Origin of the sequence: Legionella rubrilucens, from assembly GCF_001468125.1 — a bacterium.
Lineage (GTDB): Bacteria > Pseudomonadota > Gammaproteobacteria > Legionellales > Legionellaceae > Legionella_C > Legionella_C rubrilucens.
In genome coordinates this window covers 40,052-56,462 of sequence record NZ_LNYT01000022.1, presented here as the reverse complement: position 1 = coordinate 56,462, position 16,411 = coordinate 40,052, and the positions used below count along the sequence as shown (strand labels likewise).

Here is a 16,411-nt window from a genome sequence, read left to right as displayed (position 1 = left end):
CAAGGCCTTTAAATGAGCGTGCAGGAGGGCCAGCAGCGGTTTAAGCGCTCGCTCTCTTCCTTAAAGGCGAAAGAGGCCTGACTCAAGCCCTCTGTTTTAGCGACTAAATCGCTTAATTTTTCTCCACGGAGTTCCATTTTCTCGAGTGTTTCCCGCAGGACGGCGTGGGTTTCATGCAATTCTTTCTGGACTTTCTGAATTTTGGGATCGTGTGTTTTGTCGATGAATTGATCGAGGTCTTGTGCGACATCCTGAGGGGAGCATTTATGAAAAAGTAAATTAATGGTCAGGTTGCGTTGTTGTTCCAGAGTGATTTCACTGTCACAGGCGATAGCCCAATAATTCTCCCCCAGCTTCAATCCGTAGATTTTTATCTCGCCTATGGTGTGAAAGTAATATTTTCCAGGCTCTAGGGCTTCGCCTATTTCTTCAAGCTTCACTAACTGTTTTTTGATCTGGCTTGCCATCAGGGAAAGCATGATCCGGTTCGATGGAATGTGGAGCGTGGCTTTTTCACCTTCAAAACGCGTGATGATTGCGAAGCATTTCATGTCTGGGCTCTCCCTGAGTTTTTTTCTAAATTATCATAAAAGCAAATAATTTGACAAAATGTTTATCTTGAAAACCAATCCTCAGACGAGCAGAGGGAAGGTTTCAAGCAGGTTGAGGATCATTTCCTGTTGCTGCTGGGTTTTTGATTTGACGGCAAACAAGGTCCAGCGGCCAGTTTTAAATTCCTGAACTTTTCCCTGGGACAAGGAGACCAGCAGACCAAGGCCTGTGTAATAGGCAATGGCGTTACCAATGTCCGTTATTATTTTTCCAAGGCCTCGACAGGTTCGTACAATGGATGGGTGGGAATGGAGTATGTCTTTGGCTGCGTGTTGATAACTGATTAACGAGCGATGATCGTTGCCCAGGAACTGATAGGTCGTGTTTAATAACTGAAACGCCATGTTCTGGATAATTACTGCTTTTTTAAACGTTTCGGCGCCTCTGTTCAGCGGCTCGCTGGCACTCAGTATGGCGTTGAAATTCTTGTAATCAATAAGCATTTTTTCATAATCAATGATGGCTTTTTCAATGGCCTGTTTTTGCGCTGGTCTCAGCACTTCAACGAGCAGTTTAGCGCCGTAAAGCGAAAGTTTTTTTATTTCATCCATTAGCCGGTGGCAATAAATGGTTTTTTGCAGATTCATCAGGTTTTTGTATTGCGTTAATGATCCATGCCGCAGGATGGGCAGCTTCCCCATCATGAATGCTTCATCAAGGTGATTAGAAAAAGAGGGGTGACAATCGAGGGTTAATGGCTTTAAACGTTTGTTACCGATAAGGCTGGCATAGCGGGCAATGAGGGCATGGAATACCTGGGGATTGCGGCTGTGGCGAATGGCAAAATCAAATAAATAATCGTGAGCTCCCTGGTCCCGTCTTTCAAGTTCCTGCTGACTGAGGTGATTAATCAGCGCAATGGCTTCCCGGGTTTTATCCTGAATGAGAAGGTGTTTGATTTGTTCCGGTAAAGTCATGCCAATTTGCTGGTTTAGGATGATAAAGGCCGAATTAAACGAATACCGGTTAACATGGTTTGAACCTCCTGTTCAACAGTCTGTTATTGCCGATTTTTCATGCAAAATAACGACTAGGGAGACGCCATTATACCTGGATTTTTTTCGACTTAAAGTAAAGTTTTATTGCTGAAACGATTGCTGTTTATAGGTTATTTCGGAGTTTTTTTCCTCCTCGGAAAAATCCACAGCAAGCGGTTGTGCCAGGTCAAGGCTCTCTTCCGCGTTCTGCCCGACTTCCAAGTCTGCGTCCTGGCCGGCACCCAGTTCATCGTCTTCCTGCAGTGATTGACCTATGGCTTCCGGTTTAACATTTAATTGGCTGACCAATTGGCAGGGTGCGCCATTAATGGCCAGTTCTTCCAGTTTATCCAGACTGGGATCGGATTGCGGTGATGGGGCGTTATCGGAGGTATTGCCTTTCAGCGTGACGAGACCCAAAACAAACGAACCGATGGCCAGCAGGGCGGCAACACCGACCAGGGCCCACCCTACCGGACCGGCTAACGCGGCGGTTGCCAGCGCGCTGCCCAAACCGCCGGCAATACCAAGACCGGTCAGGGCGCCGCCAATTAAACCGGCTGCGGAGAATCCGACCAAGGGCCAGGCGATGGAAGAAGCGGTTTTTTCAGGGGCAGGCTGAGTGGATTTCAGCGATTGCTCGACTGGCATCGCCTTTCTCAAGGCGTGGCAGAGGAGTGCTTTATCCATGGGATTATCCACATGATCAAACATCACCAGGGCTCTGGACCATTTTTTCTCTGCAATGTACAACGTCAGCAGTTGCCGTCTGATTTCGACATGGTCCTGCTGGGCACGAAGGTACTCAAGCCAGCGGATTTTCTCTTCGTTAGCAGAAAGCGAAGCCTCAGCGAGTAAGGCGTCATTGGCTGGAATCTCTAAATAGTTAACCTTGGCTGGAAGTTGGGACTGGTATTTTTTATTGTCGTGAAAAAACAAACCGCGGATGTTAAATTCGGCTTCCACCCAGGTTTTACTGGAGGCTAAAATGGCTCCAATGGAGTCCTTGAATGGTTCAAGTGTCCTCTCGGCCTCCTTACAGAAAGCACGGGCTTCGTCTTCCCTGATTAAATCCCGTATGGCCAGGGCCGCCTCTCCCCAGTCGCTGGCGGATTCTGCATTCACCTGATTCAGCCTTGCCGAAATTTGTGTCCTCAATGTGTCGGGAAAATTGTCAAGCCGGTTTTTTACAAAAAGGCAATAGGCTTTGGCGTTCAGGGCTTCATTCAGTGAACTGACCTCCGTAAAAAGCGCCATGTCCAGAATAGCCGCATGCAACGGCATGCCCTTTTGCTCTTCCGGAGGCAGGGCGTGAATATAATCCCTTAGCTCAACAGCGGCCTCAAGCCAGGTTTTTCCTTTATCATGCCGGTAGGCTTCATGCAATTTTGCAATAATCTGCTGGCGATGAGCTTTGGATAAGGACGTGGCCTCTCGATTGGACAGCATCTGATGGATGAACAGGCAGTAGGCTTCAGCAGCAAAATAAGGTTGATCTCCTTCACTCACCGATTGACGTATTTTATTGCGGAAGAGGGAGGTCATGTAAGGATTTTTACCAACAAACGCGGTGGCCTGGCCCTGGTACTGCTGCCAGACGTCCAGGGGTAATGTGACGGTTTGTTCTTCTCCCCAGGTCATGATCTTCAATTGCACTTCTTGGGTTGTTTTATCGTATTGAATCTGGTTAATGACAAAAAAATGACCATCAAGTTTTTGTGCCAGAGCTCCAGGCTTGCCAACTTCTTCAACGCTGGTTAGTCCAAGAATAATCTGAGCCAGTGTGCCGGTGCCGAGAAAAGCCACGCTGCAACCGTCGGCCATCAATAATTGCAATTGCGCAAACGAGTCTTCTGTGGATAAAGACAGGGTATGAACATTGGTGTAGCCTGAGGCTTTCATCCAGCGCTTCAATTCATTGGGCATGCTGACGCCGAAAATCTGCTTGATGAATTCAGGGCCTTCGCTGCGGTAAGTGTGTAAAATATTTTGCGAGGAGCGAATCCCGTTTAAAATGATGTGGTCGGCATCGTGAATACCATCCTGGCCGGTTTCCTCCGCTTTTTCAAAAATAGCAGTTTCCGTGATTTGAACCTTGAAATCGCCGTGCTGTTTAAACAGGGTGCTGAAATCAAATTCACCGTGGACGGCCAACTGATCCACCATTTTGACGTACACCAGCGGGTTCATTAAGGCGATGTTATGGACAAAGCTATTGACGCCGCAGACCTGGTCATTGCTCTGATTAATGTAGCGGGGTGATAAAACCCGCAGCATCAACTGCACGGCCAGTTTATGGCGATCGAAATGGGCAAACTTAAGGCCCTCCTGTTCCCGAGCCAGAAAATTATCCCCCTCATAGGATTTTTTTTCCCGGTGAATCCGTCTCAGCAAGGCGAAAGAAAAGCCCTGGGTCGCTTTCTCCTTGTCCTCAAAAAAAATATCATCGACCAGTTTATCTCCCACCAGATAGGCAATGGCTTCAAGTTTCTTGGCGATAACGAACAGTTGCGGATTACGGGGATGGTTCCATTGGGCACTGGTTCGTTCAAGTTCTTTTTTATATTCAGTTAAAATTTTAACAGCCAACTTTTTAACCAATGCGGTCGCTGATTCCTGGCTGCCTTCTTCACGGATGGCGGAAATAAAGTTTAAAACCTGTAAATATTCGTCAAAGTTTTGCGGTTTTCGGCCTTTGGGAGCATCCTCCGTCACCAAAACACGCTCATTTTTACCGCCTTGAAGAAATTGCTCTAAAATAAGGGTCATTTGAGTTTATTAAAAAACCACATGGTTTAATTATAGAGCAATATGTCGACTCAGAAATTCGCCGTGTGCGGGAAAAGCCGAGGTAAAATCTGTTTCCCTAAAATAGAAGCAAATTGATAACCGCTGGTCAGGTAATTGGCATCAAGCCAGACCAGTTCATCGATTTCCTGTCCGGGTGAGGGAATACCCCGAATGCTGATCCGATAGACACGCATCATCAGTAAGGCGTCTTCGTAAATGGCTTTGGCTTGAAAATGATCAAATAGAGTGGCACAGAGCAGCTCAACCTGTAATTCTTCCTGCAATTCGCGTCGCAAAGCCTGCTCATCGGTTTCTCCAGTCTCGATTTTTCCTCCGGGGACAATCAATTCCATGGGCGGTTTGCCGCGCTTGTGAACAGCAAGCACGCGGTGATTTTCATCGAAAATCAAGGCACCGGCTTTTATTATCGTGGGTTGTAACACCTTATTCATGGCAGACCTCCCGGGTGGCTAAGGCAAGTTGTTTTAACAGTGCCAGCGCAGGATTACTGATGGCTCTGGGGGTGCTAAAAACGGTTTGGCACTGGTCGCAGGCATGCTCCTGATGCGGTATAACCGCCAAAAGCGCCTGATCGAAATGAGGATGATTGCACCGGGGGCAATGATAGCTTTTCAAATAGCCTTGTAAAGAGGGCAGAGCCTGCTGAATCTGCAGAACCCTGACCATCTCAATGTCCAGCAACTGACCCATCACCCACACGTCGCCGTAAGTATTGTCGACAATGCGCTTACCCTGATGGTCGTAAGCATGCACATGGATGGCGCTTTCTTCCTGCCGTTGTGCCGTCCAGAGAATGGAGGGATTGGAACCCCAAATCTGGAAACCGCCAGGATATCTATCGGCATCAAGGATAATTTGACGCGACGGAATAATCACTGGCCGTTTCACCTGGCCATCACCCAGATGCTGCTTAAATCGCAAAATGGGATTGACGGCGCAGCGTTGCTCGCTCTGGGTAAGCTGGCCGCAGTAACGGCAGTAATGATCGAAGGATGGAATGACTGCCGCCATCCCGGTGTCCAGTAATTCCCGGCCGCAGTGGCTGCAATCAAGACTAAGTATTGGGAAATCAAATATTGAACTTAAGGTAAAATGGACCGCGCTTTCTTCCGTCAGCAGCAACCGCTTATCCTGCCAGCCGACTTCCACTTCGGCAAAGGATTGATCGATTTGTTTTTTTCCAGGATCGGTTAGGCGGGCATGCAGGTGAACACCGCGGTCAAAGCCCTGATTGTAACTGTCAAAGACAGCCGGTAAAGCGCCCCAGGCGGCCACGCCTCCGGGATACTCATCAAGATTGATTGACAACGGGGTGGTTGAAACGGCTTTGAACATAGAGATACCTTAAGAAAATCCATTTAAAGTACCCCTCGCCCTAAGGACGGATTGTCGTTACAACTCGGGAAGGATCGAGAATAGTTGTAATCACCAGCCTCTACGGGAACCCTGATGCTAGCGAAAAGCAGGTGCTTTGTCAATTTCCATAACAAAAAAGAACAGCCGCAGGGACGTTTCGCTGCGGCTTCAATCGAGTGAATGCTTATCGGTTGCGTTTGTTGTTGAAATGCTCAATGATTCTGTCAATATCGGGAGTCATTCTCTCGAAACCTTCTCTGACCTGAGTGCCGAAATTGGGTTGGCGGTTACCGCCAGAGACTTGATTTAAGTCCTCTTTGGACAGTGCTTTCGTTTTTTTCTTAGGGGTTTTGTGCTGTTTCATGACTTACCTCGTTTGCTAATACCTGGGTAAAGTATAGACTGTATGGTGATATATTGTTCTTTCTGGGTATGGATTTTTACAATGAGGGGCCATGAGAAGCCATTTGTTGTCTATGAAATCAATGGTTACCCAAGCGCCGTGAAAGGCCCAGAGTCGATTCAGGATCGTCTACTAATTTTTTAATGCGCTCGTATTCGGATTGCAATTGTTCTTTTGAATACGCACCACGATAATCCACTCCTTTTGCTGTGGCCGTTTTGGGACACATGAGTTCCTCAATGATTCGTTTCAGCGTGGCTTGTTGCATCCAAAAAACAGGGTATGGCGTAAAGAAAAGCTTGATGTAATGAGAGAACGAATGGATGGATGCCAGGGACGTCACGAATTTTAATGTGCCTCATCCGTGTCATCCATACGCAAATGTCCTTAATAATTACGCTGCAGTATAAAATCGGCAATGCCTCTGACTTTATCAGTCTGAACAGGCACGTGATCCAGGCAGGACAAGGCTTTGCAATAAAAGTCTTTTTCTGCTTTTTTAGCCTTGTTAATGCCCGTCAGTACGGGATAAATGGGCTTGTTCCGTTTCAAATCGTTGCCCTGGCATTTTCCAAGAATCGATGTACTGGACTCAATGCCGATGATGTCATCATGAATCTGAAAGGCAATTCCGATTAACAGACCAAACTCCTGCAGTAAATGAAGAATATCCAAATCATCGGTGCTGGCTAAGGCGCCAAAAACGACAGCGGCGCTGATTAAGCAGCCTGTTTTCATGCGGTAAATGGTTTCAAGATCATCAACGGTCACGTGATCATGAATCGTCTGCAAGTCCAGCACTTCGCCGCCTACCATGCCGGTTGAGCCGATAGCCCGGGTGAGAAAATCGATCATTTTTAACCCGTTCTCAGGTTTTAATTGTTTGTATTTAAAGGCCAGATTGGCGAGAATGTTGAACGCCAGCGTGTGCAGGGCATCCCCGGCCAAAATGGCGACCGCCTCACCATACACTTTGTGGCAGGTTGGTTTGCCGCGACGCAAATCATCATTGTCCAGCGCGGGCAGGTCATCATGGATGAGTGAAAAGGCGTGGATCATTTCAATGACTGCGGCCAATCCATCCAATAAGGCCTCTTCTCCGTGAAACAGTTCGCCGATGGAGTATACAAACGCCGCACGAATGCGCTTTCCCCCATTTAACACAGAGTAGGCCATGGCTTCGTGCAACGCCGGCGGGTAGGATTGGGTGCAGGGTAAGTAGCTTTGAATGGCAAAATTGGCTCTTTCCTGGCATTTCGTGATGTAATTTTTGATCTCCAAGATCCGATACCCCAGGTTTTGATTATAAGAGTTATAGTCAATAGAAAAAAATAAAGCAAATCGATTGAAAAATAACTATTTAGCTTCGGGGCTTCCCCTCCCTCATTCTGTTGGCTACCATTAAATAAAGACGCCTCTGGCTTTAATCCATTCATGATAAGGAAAGTCAAATGCACCATTCGCTTCCCTTGATTACTACCGTGGCTCTGGGATTTGCCCTGGCACTCATCATGGGATTTATTGCGGTGCGTTTTAAAATCCCGGCGCTTGTCGGTTATTTGTTAGCCGGTGTTATCATCGGTCCATTTACTCCCGGGTTATTCGCCGATGTGAAAATTGCTCAGGAACTGGCTGAAATCGGCATTATGCTGCTGATGTTCGGCGTGGGCCTGCATTTTTCCCTGGATGATTTAAAACGGGTCCGCAGCATCGCCATTCCCGGGGCGGTTGTGCAGATGATTGCGGCCACGCTGCTTGGCGGAGGGCTCGCTGTCTGGTGGGGCTGGGATTATGGCAGCGCTCTGATTTTCGGCCTGTCCCTTTCGGTGGCCAGTACCGTGGTTTTGCTGCGCGCCTTGGAAGAGCGAGGTGCTCTGGATTCGATTAATGGTCACATTGCCGTCGGATGGCTTTTAGTTGAAGATTTAGCCATGGTGATTGTGCTGGTGCTTCTGCCCTCGCTTTCTCACGGTTTGGGGGATAAGGTGGCGGCGGACGTGCAACAGCAGTCCTTATGGATTGTCCTTAGTCTGACGCTGCTTAAGGTGTTAAGTTTTATTATTCTGATGTTTGTGGTTGGGCGCCGGCTGTTGCCCAAACTGCTCTGGCATGTGGCCCGGACCGGCTCGCGTGAACTGTTTACCTTATGCGTCATCACCGCGGCAATCAGCATTGCCTACGGCGCGGCGCAATTATTTGGCGTCTCGTTTGCCCTCGGGGCTTTTTTTGCCGGTATGATTCTCCGGGAATCTTCTTACAGTCATCGAGCGGCCGAAGAATCACTGCCCTTGCGGGATGCTTTTGCCGTGTTGTTCTTTGTGTCTGTGGGCATGCTGTTTAATCCTATGGTGTTGCTTGAACAACCGTTGCAGGTCTTGTCGGTTGTGGGGATCATTATTATCGGTAAATCCATTGCTGCGTTTTTTTTAGTTCTTGCCTTTCGTTATCCTCTGCACTCGGCCTTGATTGTTTCAGCGAGTCTCGCGCAAATTGGGGAGTTTTCCTTTATTCTGGCTGAATTGGGGATACGGTTTGGCATGCTTCCGGAAGAAGGACGGCATTTCATTCTCGCGGGTGCTTTAATCTCGATTGCGTTGAATCCTTTAATTTTCAGGCTGATTAATCCCGTCCACCACTGGGTTAAATCGCATCCCAAAATGCTTGCGCTGTTAGAGCGGGAAAATGATCCGCTGGCGGAACTGCCGCAGACGACGCAGGAAGAGTACCTCGCCGGGCAGGTGGTGCTGGTCGGTTATGGGCGGGTTGGCAAACGAATTGCCAATTTGTTGACCGAACATAACATTCCTTTTGTGGTCGTGGATGAAAACCGCGAGATCATCGCTCAACTTCGCGAAACGGGTATCGCGGCGGTTTATGGTGATGCCTCGGAGCCTTCGGTGCTTATCCAGGGCCATATTGCCCGAGCCAGCATGTTGATGATTGTGGTGTCCGATACCGTGCATGTGAGAAAAATGATTGCCTGCGCGCGCGCACTCAATCCGGATATCGAAATTGTGGTTCGCAGCCATGATGAAGAGGAAGCCTTGCTGCTACAGAATGAAGTGCTCGGAAAGGTGTTTTTTGCCGAAGGCGAGATTGCCGGCAGCATGGGGCATTATGCTTTAAATCGTTATGGAAAAGAGCCGCAGCAGCATGCTTGATTTTTAACCCTGGGGTATTGAATCATGCCAAAAATAAATGCAGTGATTTTTGATCGGGATGGTGTTTTAACTTACTTCCTGTTTAAGAAAGGCGTCAAGGCGATTGCTAAATATGCACCTGAATTTACCCTGGAAGAAGGAATGAGAATATGGTGGATGATTGGAAAATTACACGGGTTTCCCAAAAATCCAGAAGAAGAAGCTCTTTTTTTTGAGCAATTCTGGCAGGCATTGGCCCATCATTATACGATTGACTCGGAGCGAAAAGCCGAGTTGCACCACGTGAATTACATGGAATTCATGGAGGTCTTTCCTGATACGCTGCCCGCCCTGGCGCTTTGTAAACAAAAAAACATGAAGGTCGGCGTCTTATCGAATTTTCCTTTGGCAAGCTTACAGGAGTCGCTGCAACGGTTTAAGCTGGATGCCTACATTGATGAGGCAATCAGTGCGTCCGTCATCGGTACCAGAAAACCTGAGCCTGAGGCTTATCTGGCTTTGTGCAGAAAATTATCCGTTGATCCCGGCGAATGTGTATTTTTTGATGATGAACAACCTTGTGTAAGCGGTGCAAGCGCCGTGGGGATGACTGCCTACCAGGTCGATCGTGAGCAGGAAAAACATGATCTGGATAACCGGATCATTGCCAATCTTCATGCCCTTGAATTGATCATTAAATAGGATGGCCAGGATTCTCGGATTAAAAAAAGCGCATTTGCACTGCGGCAAGTCCTTTCAGGTTAATTTAACCGGGTTCTATAGGTTCAGGAGTCGTTCATTTGCTTTCTTTTCGTAAGTTTACTATAACCCTATTGTTTAGCCAGACGTTGTGGATTTGAAGGAAAGGCCATTCACTGATGCTGGATGGGCAATAATGGAGCTGCAATGGCCGATTTAAGTTTCCTTAAATACCCTCTTGAATACCCTCTTGGGATAACCGGAGCGGATGCGTTAAGTACAGCTCAGGTGGCTGCTGTCCCTTCACTGGATAATCCAGGTAAACCTGCCAGGCCCCTGTTGCTTAAGCAATTACGCGACATGCAACTTCCTGATGGCGGCTGGGGTGAGCCCACGATTTTTAATGCATATGATCGATACATTGGTACTCTGGCGGCTATTTGGGCGCTTTCTGAATGGAATGAGGCAGCAGACCAAAATCGCATCGCGCAAGCGCGGGAAGTGTTGAACGACTCTGCGGAACAATTAAGTCAGGAGACCCGGGACTCTCTTAAAAAAGCCTCGGTATTTTTAAAGACTCATTCGTGAGAAATGATGCAACGGCCACGTCTTTGGCTTGCAAAAAATCTCTTCCTGTTAGCGAATACCGTCGAGGCCTGTACTGACAGTGCCCGACTTGGATTGGAGATGAAGGGATTTTAATTCCGCATGCCGCGCGTGATCCTGCCCTGATTTGTCGGACACCTTGCCAAGCGAGTAAAATAAAAATAATTCAATTTGACCTGACAGGCACCTCTATCGGCAACTGCCAGATCAAGTGAACTACGACATAATTCGGGAAACCTGAATTCAGGACAACGTAGAATTGGGTGTGTTTTCCTGTTCAGGTTTAGGTTCAGATTCATTCATTGCGTTGATGGCTTGTACGCAGCGTTTAATTGCTTTTTCATACCCATTCAGAACACTTTCTCTACTTCCAGTTTTAACATATCGATAAGTAAATACCGTGCGCAAAGCAATGTGTTCATCAAAATCTTCAGCGCTACATAGTGCGCTGAATTTTTTGAATTCCTCTTTAATTTCGTCCGTAGAGAACTCCGGAAACTTCTCTACTAAGGCTTTAAACCAGGCATTAAAACCTTCGATAACCTGTGTTTTAGTGAGGGTTAATAAATTCTCATTCAAAGAGGAGGTGGCGGTTTTATAGGCTTCAATGTGCTTCATAAAAAATTTGCCTTGCCCTGTTTGGTAGGCCTGTTTACCTTCATTACTGACCCAGGCATATAAAAGCGTTAATTTCTGTTTAGATGCGTGGCATGTGTTTGATTCTTTTAATGAATTGATCTCAGCTATGGTCTGTATAAATTTATCTACCAGATCGGTCCAGGCAGTATAATAAGCAGTAGTAATCGCTGTGACAGGAGAACTGTCGCTAATCGGGGAATTACCTGAATTGGGTTGTGTAAACAAGCGAAACATCTGATTTCCTTTTACTAGTTATCATTACCTATGATGACACAGGGTTTTCCTTATCCTCCAGGCGCTGGCATAGCAAGCGACAAGGGTCGAAACTATAGGGTATTTTTTCACCTTACACAACCATCCTTTCACCATTATAGAAAATCGTTGCTGGTGTACAGTTCTTGCGTTGGAGCAAAGCGAATTTCCCATGGTGTCTAATCCCCAATCATTGGTTAATCTGTTGTAGGATTGTATTCCGTTTCATTGATTCCATCTCGATAATGACTTTGAGTGCACCCGTCATGGGTGCCTTCCCGAAAACCTCGTAAGCCTGCAGGATATCACTTTCTCAATGATGTTATCGCTTTGACCGTTAAGGATGTGCGTGGCGCCCAATTGTTTACCCACATTAAGACGATGCTCATCCATGTCAATCAGTATGATTTCTGCCGAAGAATAAAGCCTGGCTGTCAACAGTGTTGCCAGGTCAATCGGACCGGCACCGGCGATGGCGACACTTTGCCCTGGCTGTATTTTGCCATTGAGCACACCGCATTCAAATCTCGTCGGGAAAATGTCACTTAACATCACCAGTGCTTCTTCTGTCAAATCGGCTGGAATTTGGTAATGGCTGGTGTCGGCTGGGGGATGCGCACATATTCCGCCTGTGTGCCATTGATGGTATGACCCAATACCCAACCACCGGTTAGGCAATGCGAATACATGCCTTTTCGGCAATTACGGCATGTGCCGCAGGATGAGATGCAGGAAATAAGCACCCGATCCCCTATGCGTAAATGGGTCACAGCCGGCTATTTGGTAAAATAGTTCAGGCCAATGGCGTTACGCACCTCTTCCAGGGTCTGTTGAGCCACTTTTCTTGCAGCCGCTGTCCCTGTGATTAACATGTCCATCACCTCGCTTTTATTGAAACGGCTTCGCCTTTCTCGAATGGGTTCGAGCAGGGTTTGCAATGTAGTATTTAACCGGGTCTTAATCGTGGAGTCGCCTAACCCGCCTCTCTGATAATGGGCTTTAAGAGCGGCCACTTCCTCGGTATCCGGGTGAAACGCGTCGAGGTAGGCAAAGACCACATTGCCTTCCACCTGACCAGGATCACTGATTTTTAAATGATTCGGATCAGTAAACATTAAAAAAACCTTGCGCTTGATTTCCTCTGGCGAGTCGGAAAGAAAAATGGTGTTGCCTAAGGATTTGCTGGCTTTGGCCTGGCCGTCTATGCCCACTAAGCGTGAGGTTTTGCTTAAAACGGCGGTGGTTTCCTTGAGGCAATCCGTTTGGTAAATGCGATTGAATTTTCGGATAATTTCATTGGTTTGCTCAATCATGGGAACCTGATCATCGCCCACAGGCACGGCTTCGGCCTTGAAGGCGGCAATGTCGGCGGCCTGGCTGACGGGATAACAGAAAAAGCCGGCGGGTATGGATGAATCAAAGCCTTTTTGCTGAATTTCAGTTTTAACCGTGGGGTTTCTTTCCAGACGCCCCAGTGTGACCAGATTTAAAAAATACTGGGTCAGTTCAGGCAGTTCAGGGATTTGCGATTGGATGAAAATCGTGCTTTTATCCGGCTCGATACCCACCGCCAGATAATCTAAGGCCACTTCATGAAGGTTTTCGATAATTTTGCCCGGGTTTTCAAAATTATCCGTTAAGGCCTGCACATCGGCTATCATAACGAACTGCTCATACGACTCCTGCAGTTTAACCCGATTGGCTAAAGAGCCGATGTAATGCCCAAGATGCAAGGGGCCGGTGGGGCGATCGCCGGTGAGGATGACTTTTTTCATTGATGCTCAACGTTATAGACAAACAGGCAGAGACTATAGCAAAAAACGACCACCGGACTAACTTTTTTTTACTGGCCGTCAACAGTGCATGAGGAGAGATGCCCCCATCTCTCCTCATCAAGGGGACCTCATCAAGGATTGTAGTGACGTGTATTGCTGTTGTCCGGTGCACTTTTTCCAAGCTCATCACCTAATTTTTGTTTTAAAGTCTGATTGTGTGTTAACCCGGCCTGGGTCAATTGCTGGGGATGCGCTTTATGATGAAAATCGTCCCGGGCGTTTGTGTCCACGTCTTCTTCTGTCGCGACGGTTCTGGTCCATATGTCCTGATCCTCGGTGACGTTCTCTTTTGCCATCGTGCTCGCAGGCTGACCATGCGAAGGCCCAGTGCCAAAAACCGGGGTTTCATCGACAGGTCGGCCATTCACCAGATTAGCGACTGCCACGGCGGCCATGTCCACTACATGGGTATTCTCGGCATGGGCAATAAGATCAGGATCTTTTTTAATTTGCATATTGCAATCCCGCACAATTTTGCGCTCTCCAGAATAGAGCACTTTGGTCACCGGGATAGTGGTGGTTTCAAAGCCCTTTAACAAATCATCAACCAGTGGCGAAACCACATTTTGATTTGAATATCCCAGATTCACATCACCCGTGAATAAGACATCCTGAATACCTTCCTTACGATTGACAAAGGTATTGATGGCTGTTGAGAAGGGTAATGTGTCCATGTCGGAGGCTTGAAGTTTGGTCCATTCGCCATTTGGTTTAATGAACTGCAAGGGCATCAGTTCACGCCGGCTATGGGAAGCGGAGATAACCAGGGTATTCCCCACCATACCATAAGCCACTCCCAGGGTTCCTTGCGGATCGGATTTGATAGTATTAGGCATTTTTAAATTCCTTTTAAAAATGAAAAAAACAGGTGTCGTAAACAGACCGGCACGCGGATAAAAACAGACAAACCATCGAGTGATGGCTTAGCGCAGGCTGAATCGCTGCATTAAAAAGTCTATTTTATTTTTAGAGTTTGGTCAAAAAGTGATCAATTAAGACCATCTCGCCGGCCGGATTCTGGTCTTGTTCTTACTAATTCGTCCATAAAGGCTTCCACTTGGGCGAAATGATCCGGCCATGTCGGCACACGGAACGAAGCCAGCCGTGCAAGTTGGGCCTGACGCCGGGTGCTGTTCTTCTGCGTGTAATCTTCAATGGCCTGCATCCATCCCAGGCCATCAAGTGGATCGAGGTAGTCGGGGATATTGCCCGCGATTTCGCGAAAAACCGGTAAATCGCTCGCAATCACCGGCACGCCAAAACTGAAGGCTTCAACCAGGGGTAAACCGTAGCCTTCGGCAAAGGTCGGGAATAACAAGGCTCTGGCATGATGAAGATAATTGGCTAATTCAGCATCGCTGGCCTGCCGCTCCACAAGAACATCCTTTAAAGGCCCGTTCTTATCCAGCAAAGCCAGGGTAGACGGGCAGCGGGTACTGCGCTTGCCGATAATGACGAGTTTGGGAGTATGACGGCCATACCGTTCAAGCAACCTCTGGAAGATACGAAGCAGCAATAAATGATTTTTACGCGGTCCTATGGTACTCAGGACGATGAAATAAGGGCTCGTAACCAGAGGTTCACCCGGTGAAATGTCATTCACAAGACCCGGGGCTAAGGGGGCGCTTAATACTGGCGGGCATAAAGCACCTTCTTTCAGGATGTGGCCTTGCAAATGGGATTGCGTGGCATTGGAAATGGTCACGATTCCCTGCGCATGCTTCAGCAGCTGAGACAACTGGTTTTTAAATTGCAGGGTACCCGCCGGTGTGCAGAATTCCGGGTTAAGAAGCGGAATTAAATCATGGACCACCGCGAGCATGTTTAAATTATTTTGGGTGATGGCGGCCAGATAGCGTGGGTATTTAAACCCTTTATAATCAAGTTTAATGACAAAATAATGGCATTTTGGATCAAGGCCTGAAGGGGAAAACGCACCGCGCACGATGAGGCGGATTAATTTTAAAAAAGATCCCAATTCCCAGGCCAGCAACAAGCGGGCTACTTGTTCTGAATGGCGTCTGGATAAGATAATACTTCTGCTGCGAATCCTGAAGAGGATGTGCATGTCATGGAAATAATGCTTTAAATAAGCCAGAGCAACGCGGGGCACGCCATGAGGCAATCGCCTTTTACGCAAAAGATTGGATAAGCTGGTAATATCAATGATAACCCGTTTCATGCCGCACCTTGTCCATCAGGAGGTGCGAAATCTAGTCAATATTTCATCCGGTGTCAATTCACTCAACAAACAGGAAAATGCCTGGGCACAATACAGAACCACCTTCAGCGGCCATACCCAATGGCTTGAAAAAATCACCCAAATTAAAGGTACTGGTTTACCCAGCGAACAATATCCTCTGCTCCCATCACCCCGGCGCTCCTGGCAATTTCTCGGCCATGATTGAAAAGCATCAGGGTAGGAATGCTCTGGATCGAATAACGTGCAGCCAAAGCAGGTTGGGTTTCGGTATTGATTTTTACCAAACGTACAGTCGGTTCAAGAAGACCGGCGGCCGATTCGAAGTAGGGTGCCATCATTTTACAGGGGCCGCACCATTGCGCCCAGAAATCAACCAGCAGCGGGATATCGTTGTGGGTGAGGTGGCGTTCGAACGCCGCTTGATCCAGGGCCACCGGTTTTGCATCAAAAATCGGTTCAGCGCATTTGCCGCATTTGGGATGGGCCGTCAAACGGCCTGTGGGTAAACGATTGGTGGTGTGGCAATGGGGACAGACAAGGTGCATGGCGTTAGTCATGGTTTTCTCAGCAGTACGTGTTCAGCTTAACTTACTTGAAGTGCTGGCGGTATACAAGGGATGAAAATACCGGCATGTTTTTACAATGGATTGCAGGAGTTTCTGATAGGGTTTGAACATCGCTCGCAGCCTGTCTGGCTTTGGCGGGACGACAGGCGATCATGGAATGGACGATGTGGATGTTTTGACGAATATTGACAACCTCATTGGGTTTTACTTATCATTAGCCGTTATTGATTTTACTACCTGAATCCGGTTTAACGCAGTCATGAAAATTACATCTTAAGTAAACCCTCGCGAGGGCAAAAAACAAACAAAGTC

The 16,411-nt window shown here is 47.6% G+C and carries 19 protein-coding genes; 4 read left to right on the top strand and 15 right to left on the bottom strand.

The window, feature by feature from the left end; all coding sequences use genetic code 11:
* Positions 1-8: 8 nt before the first annotated feature.
* The 8 genes from Lrub_RS11905 to Lrub_RS11870 form a co-directional block, all read right to left on the bottom strand.
* A complete protein-coding gene (locus tag Lrub_RS11905) occupies positions 9-551 on the bottom strand; it encodes a hypothetical protein (protein ID WP_058532341.1) in 543 nt (180 codons plus the stop codon).
* An 81-nt stretch (positions 552-632) separates the two neighbouring features.
* The gene (locus tag Lrub_RS11900) at positions 633-1,529 is read right to left on the bottom strand and encodes a hypothetical protein (RefSeq protein WP_058532340.1); all 897 of its coding nucleotides are present in this window, start codon (positions 1,527-1,529) and stop codon (positions 633-635) included.
* A 162-nt stretch (positions 1,530-1,691) separates the two neighbouring features.
* The gene (locus tag Lrub_RS11895) at positions 1,692-4,358 is read right to left on the bottom strand and encodes a hypothetical protein (RefSeq protein ID WP_058532339.1); all 2,667 of its coding nucleotides are present in this window, start codon (positions 4,356-4,358) and stop codon (positions 1,692-1,694) included.
* Positions 4,359-4,408: 50 nt separating this feature from the next.
* Positions 4,409-4,831 (bottom strand): NUDIX hydrolase, encoded by a 423-nt coding sequence (locus Lrub_RS11890; protein WP_058532338.1) that lies wholly within the window; start codon positions 4,829-4,831, stop codon positions 4,409-4,411.
* A complete protein-coding gene (locus tag Lrub_RS11885; RefSeq protein ID WP_058532337.1) occupies positions 4,824-5,735 on the bottom strand; it encodes a hypothetical protein in 912 nt (303 codons plus the stop codon). The genes Lrub_RS11890 and Lrub_RS11885 overlap by 8 nt, the downstream gene beginning before the upstream one ends.
* Before the next feature lie 205 nt (positions 5,736-5,940).
* On the bottom strand, positions 5,941-6,120 hold the full coding sequence (locus Lrub_RS11880; protein WP_058532336.1) for a hypothetical protein: 180 nt from the start codon (positions 6,118-6,120) through the stop codon (positions 5,941-5,943).
* A gap of 118 nt (positions 6,121-6,238) precedes the next feature.
* The gene (locus tag Lrub_RS11875) at positions 6,239-6,502 is read right to left on the bottom strand and encodes a hypothetical protein (RefSeq protein WP_133134025.1); all 264 of its coding nucleotides are present in this window, start codon (positions 6,500-6,502) and stop codon (positions 6,239-6,241) included.
* Positions 6,503-6,546: 44 nt separating this feature from the next.
* Complete coding sequence (locus tag Lrub_RS11870; RefSeq protein ID WP_058532334.1) at positions 6,547-7,440, bottom strand: polyprenyl synthetase family protein; 894 nt, start codon at positions 7,438-7,440, stop codon at positions 6,547-6,549.
* Between the two features lie 170 nt (positions 7,441-7,610).
* Between Lrub_RS11870 and Lrub_RS11865 the strand changes: the two genes are divergently transcribed.
* From Lrub_RS11865 to Lrub_RS11855, 3 genes are all read left to right on the top strand, one after another.
* Complete coding sequence (locus tag Lrub_RS11865) at positions 7,611-9,320, top strand: cation:proton antiporter domain-containing protein (RefSeq protein WP_058532333.1); 1,710 nt, start codon at positions 7,611-7,613, stop codon at positions 9,318-9,320.
* Positions 9,321-9,344: 24 nt separating this feature from the next.
* Positions 9,345-10,001 carry an HAD family hydrolase gene (locus Lrub_RS11860; RefSeq protein WP_058532332.1) on the top strand — a complete coding sequence of 219 codons (657 nt, stop codon included), beginning with the start codon at positions 9,345-9,347 and terminating at the stop codon, positions 9,999-10,001.
* 204 nt (positions 10,002-10,205) lie between these two features.
* Complete coding sequence (locus Lrub_RS11855; protein WP_133134026.1) at positions 10,206-10,586, top strand: hypothetical protein; 381 nt, start codon at positions 10,206-10,208, stop codon at positions 10,584-10,586.
* Between the two features lie 261 nt (positions 10,587-10,847).
* Here the strand turns inward: Lrub_RS11855 and Lrub_RS11850 are convergent, their stop codons facing one another.
* From Lrub_RS11850 to trxC, 7 genes are all read right to left on the bottom strand, one after another.
* Positions 10,848-11,477 carry a hypothetical protein gene (locus Lrub_RS11850; RefSeq protein ID WP_058532330.1) on the bottom strand — a complete coding sequence of 210 codons (630 nt, stop codon included), beginning with the start codon at positions 11,475-11,477 and terminating at the stop codon, positions 10,848-10,850.
* A 282-nt stretch (positions 11,478-11,759) separates the two neighbouring features.
* Positions 11,760-12,050, bottom strand: coding sequence for an MDR/zinc-dependent alcohol dehydrogenase-like family protein (locus Lrub_RS15170; protein WP_237760812.1), 291 nt, complete (start codon positions 12,048-12,050; stop codon positions 11,760-11,762).
* 14 nt (positions 12,051-12,064) lie between these two features.
* A complete protein-coding gene (locus Lrub_RS15165) occupies positions 12,065-12,238 on the bottom strand; it encodes an alcohol dehydrogenase catalytic domain-containing protein (RefSeq protein WP_237760825.1) in 174 nt (57 codons plus the stop codon).
* A gap of 33 nt (positions 12,239-12,271) precedes the next feature.
* Positions 12,272-13,270, bottom strand: coding sequence for a tryptophan--tRNA ligase (gene trpS, locus Lrub_RS11840; protein ID WP_058532328.1), 999 nt, complete (start codon positions 13,268-13,270; stop codon positions 12,272-12,274).
* A gap of 131 nt (positions 13,271-13,401) precedes the next feature.
* Positions 13,402-14,166: a hypothetical protein gene (locus Lrub_RS11835; protein ID WP_058532327.1), complete on the bottom strand. Its 765-nt coding sequence runs from the start codon at positions 14,164-14,166 to the stop codon at positions 13,402-13,404.
* A 152-nt stretch (positions 14,167-14,318) separates the two neighbouring features.
* A complete protein-coding gene (locus tag Lrub_RS11830) occupies positions 14,319-15,512 on the bottom strand; it encodes a glycosyltransferase family 4 protein (protein ID WP_058532326.1) in 1,194 nt (397 codons plus the stop codon).
* Between the two features lie 143 nt (positions 15,513-15,655).
* Complete coding sequence (gene trxC, locus Lrub_RS11825) at positions 15,656-16,090, bottom strand: thioredoxin TrxC (protein ID WP_058532325.1); 435 nt, start codon at positions 16,088-16,090, stop codon at positions 15,656-15,658.
* Between the two features lie 112 nt (positions 16,091-16,202).
* Here trxC and Lrub_RS14865 point away from each other — a divergent pair, with 112 nt between their 5' ends.
* Complete coding sequence (locus Lrub_RS14865; RefSeq protein WP_156413048.1) at positions 16,203-16,340, top strand: hypothetical protein; 138 nt, start codon at positions 16,203-16,205, stop codon at positions 16,338-16,340.
* Positions 16,341-16,411: the final 71 nt, after the last annotated feature.

What these genes read in the sequence shown, in the direction of transcription:
- Lrub_RS11905 (WP_058532341.1), bottom strand. Translation starts at nt 551, where the DNA reads ATGAAATGCTTCGCAATCATCACGCGTTTTGAAGGTGAAAAAGCCACG.
- Lrub_RS11900 (WP_058532340.1), bottom strand. Translation starts at nt 1,529, where the DNA reads ATGACTTTACCGGAACAAATCAAACACCTTCTCATTCAGGATAAAACC.
- Lrub_RS11895 (WP_058532339.1), bottom strand. Translation starts at nt 4,358, where the DNA reads ATGACCCTTATTTTAGAGCAATTTCTTCAAGGCGGTAAAAATGAGCGT.
- Lrub_RS11890 (WP_058532338.1), bottom strand. Translation starts at nt 4,831, where the DNA reads ATGAATAAGGTGTTACAACCCACGATAATAAAAGCCGGTGCCTTGATT.
- Lrub_RS11885 (WP_058532337.1), bottom strand. Translation starts at nt 5,735, where the DNA reads ATGTTCAAAGCCGTTTCAACCACCCCGTTGTCAATCAATCTTGATGAG.
- Lrub_RS11880 (WP_058532336.1), bottom strand. Translation starts at nt 6,120, where the DNA reads ATGAAACAGCACAAAACCCCTAAGAAAAAAACGAAAGCACTGTCCAAA.
- Lrub_RS11865 (WP_058532333.1), top strand. Translation starts at nt 7,611, where the DNA reads ATGCACCATTCGCTTCCCTTGATTACTACCGTGGCTCTGGGATTTGCC.
- Lrub_RS11860 (WP_058532332.1), top strand. Translation starts at nt 9,345, where the DNA reads ATGCCAAAAATAAATGCAGTGATTTTTGATCGGGATGGTGTTTTAACT.
- Lrub_RS11855 (WP_133134026.1), top strand. Translation starts at nt 10,206, where the DNA reads ATGGCCGATTTAAGTTTCCTTAAATACCCTCTTGAATACCCTCTTGGG.
- Lrub_RS11850 (WP_058532330.1), bottom strand. Translation starts at nt 11,477, where the DNA reads ATGTTTCGCTTGTTTACACAACCCAATTCAGGTAATTCCCCGATTAGC.
- trpS (WP_058532328.1), bottom strand. Translation starts at nt 13,270, where the DNA reads ATGAAAAAAGTCATCCTCACCGGCGATCGCCCCACCGGCCCCTTGCAT.
- Lrub_RS11835 (WP_058532327.1), bottom strand. Translation starts at nt 14,166, where the DNA reads ATGCCTAATACTATCAAATCCGATCCGCAAGGAACCCTGGGAGTGGCT.
- Lrub_RS11830 (WP_058532326.1), bottom strand. Translation starts at nt 15,512, where the DNA reads ATGAAACGGGTTATCATTGATATTACCAGCTTATCCAATCTTTTGCGT.
- trxC (WP_058532325.1), bottom strand. Translation starts at nt 16,090, where the DNA reads ATGACTAACGCCATGCACCTTGTCTGTCCCCATTGCCACACCACCAAT.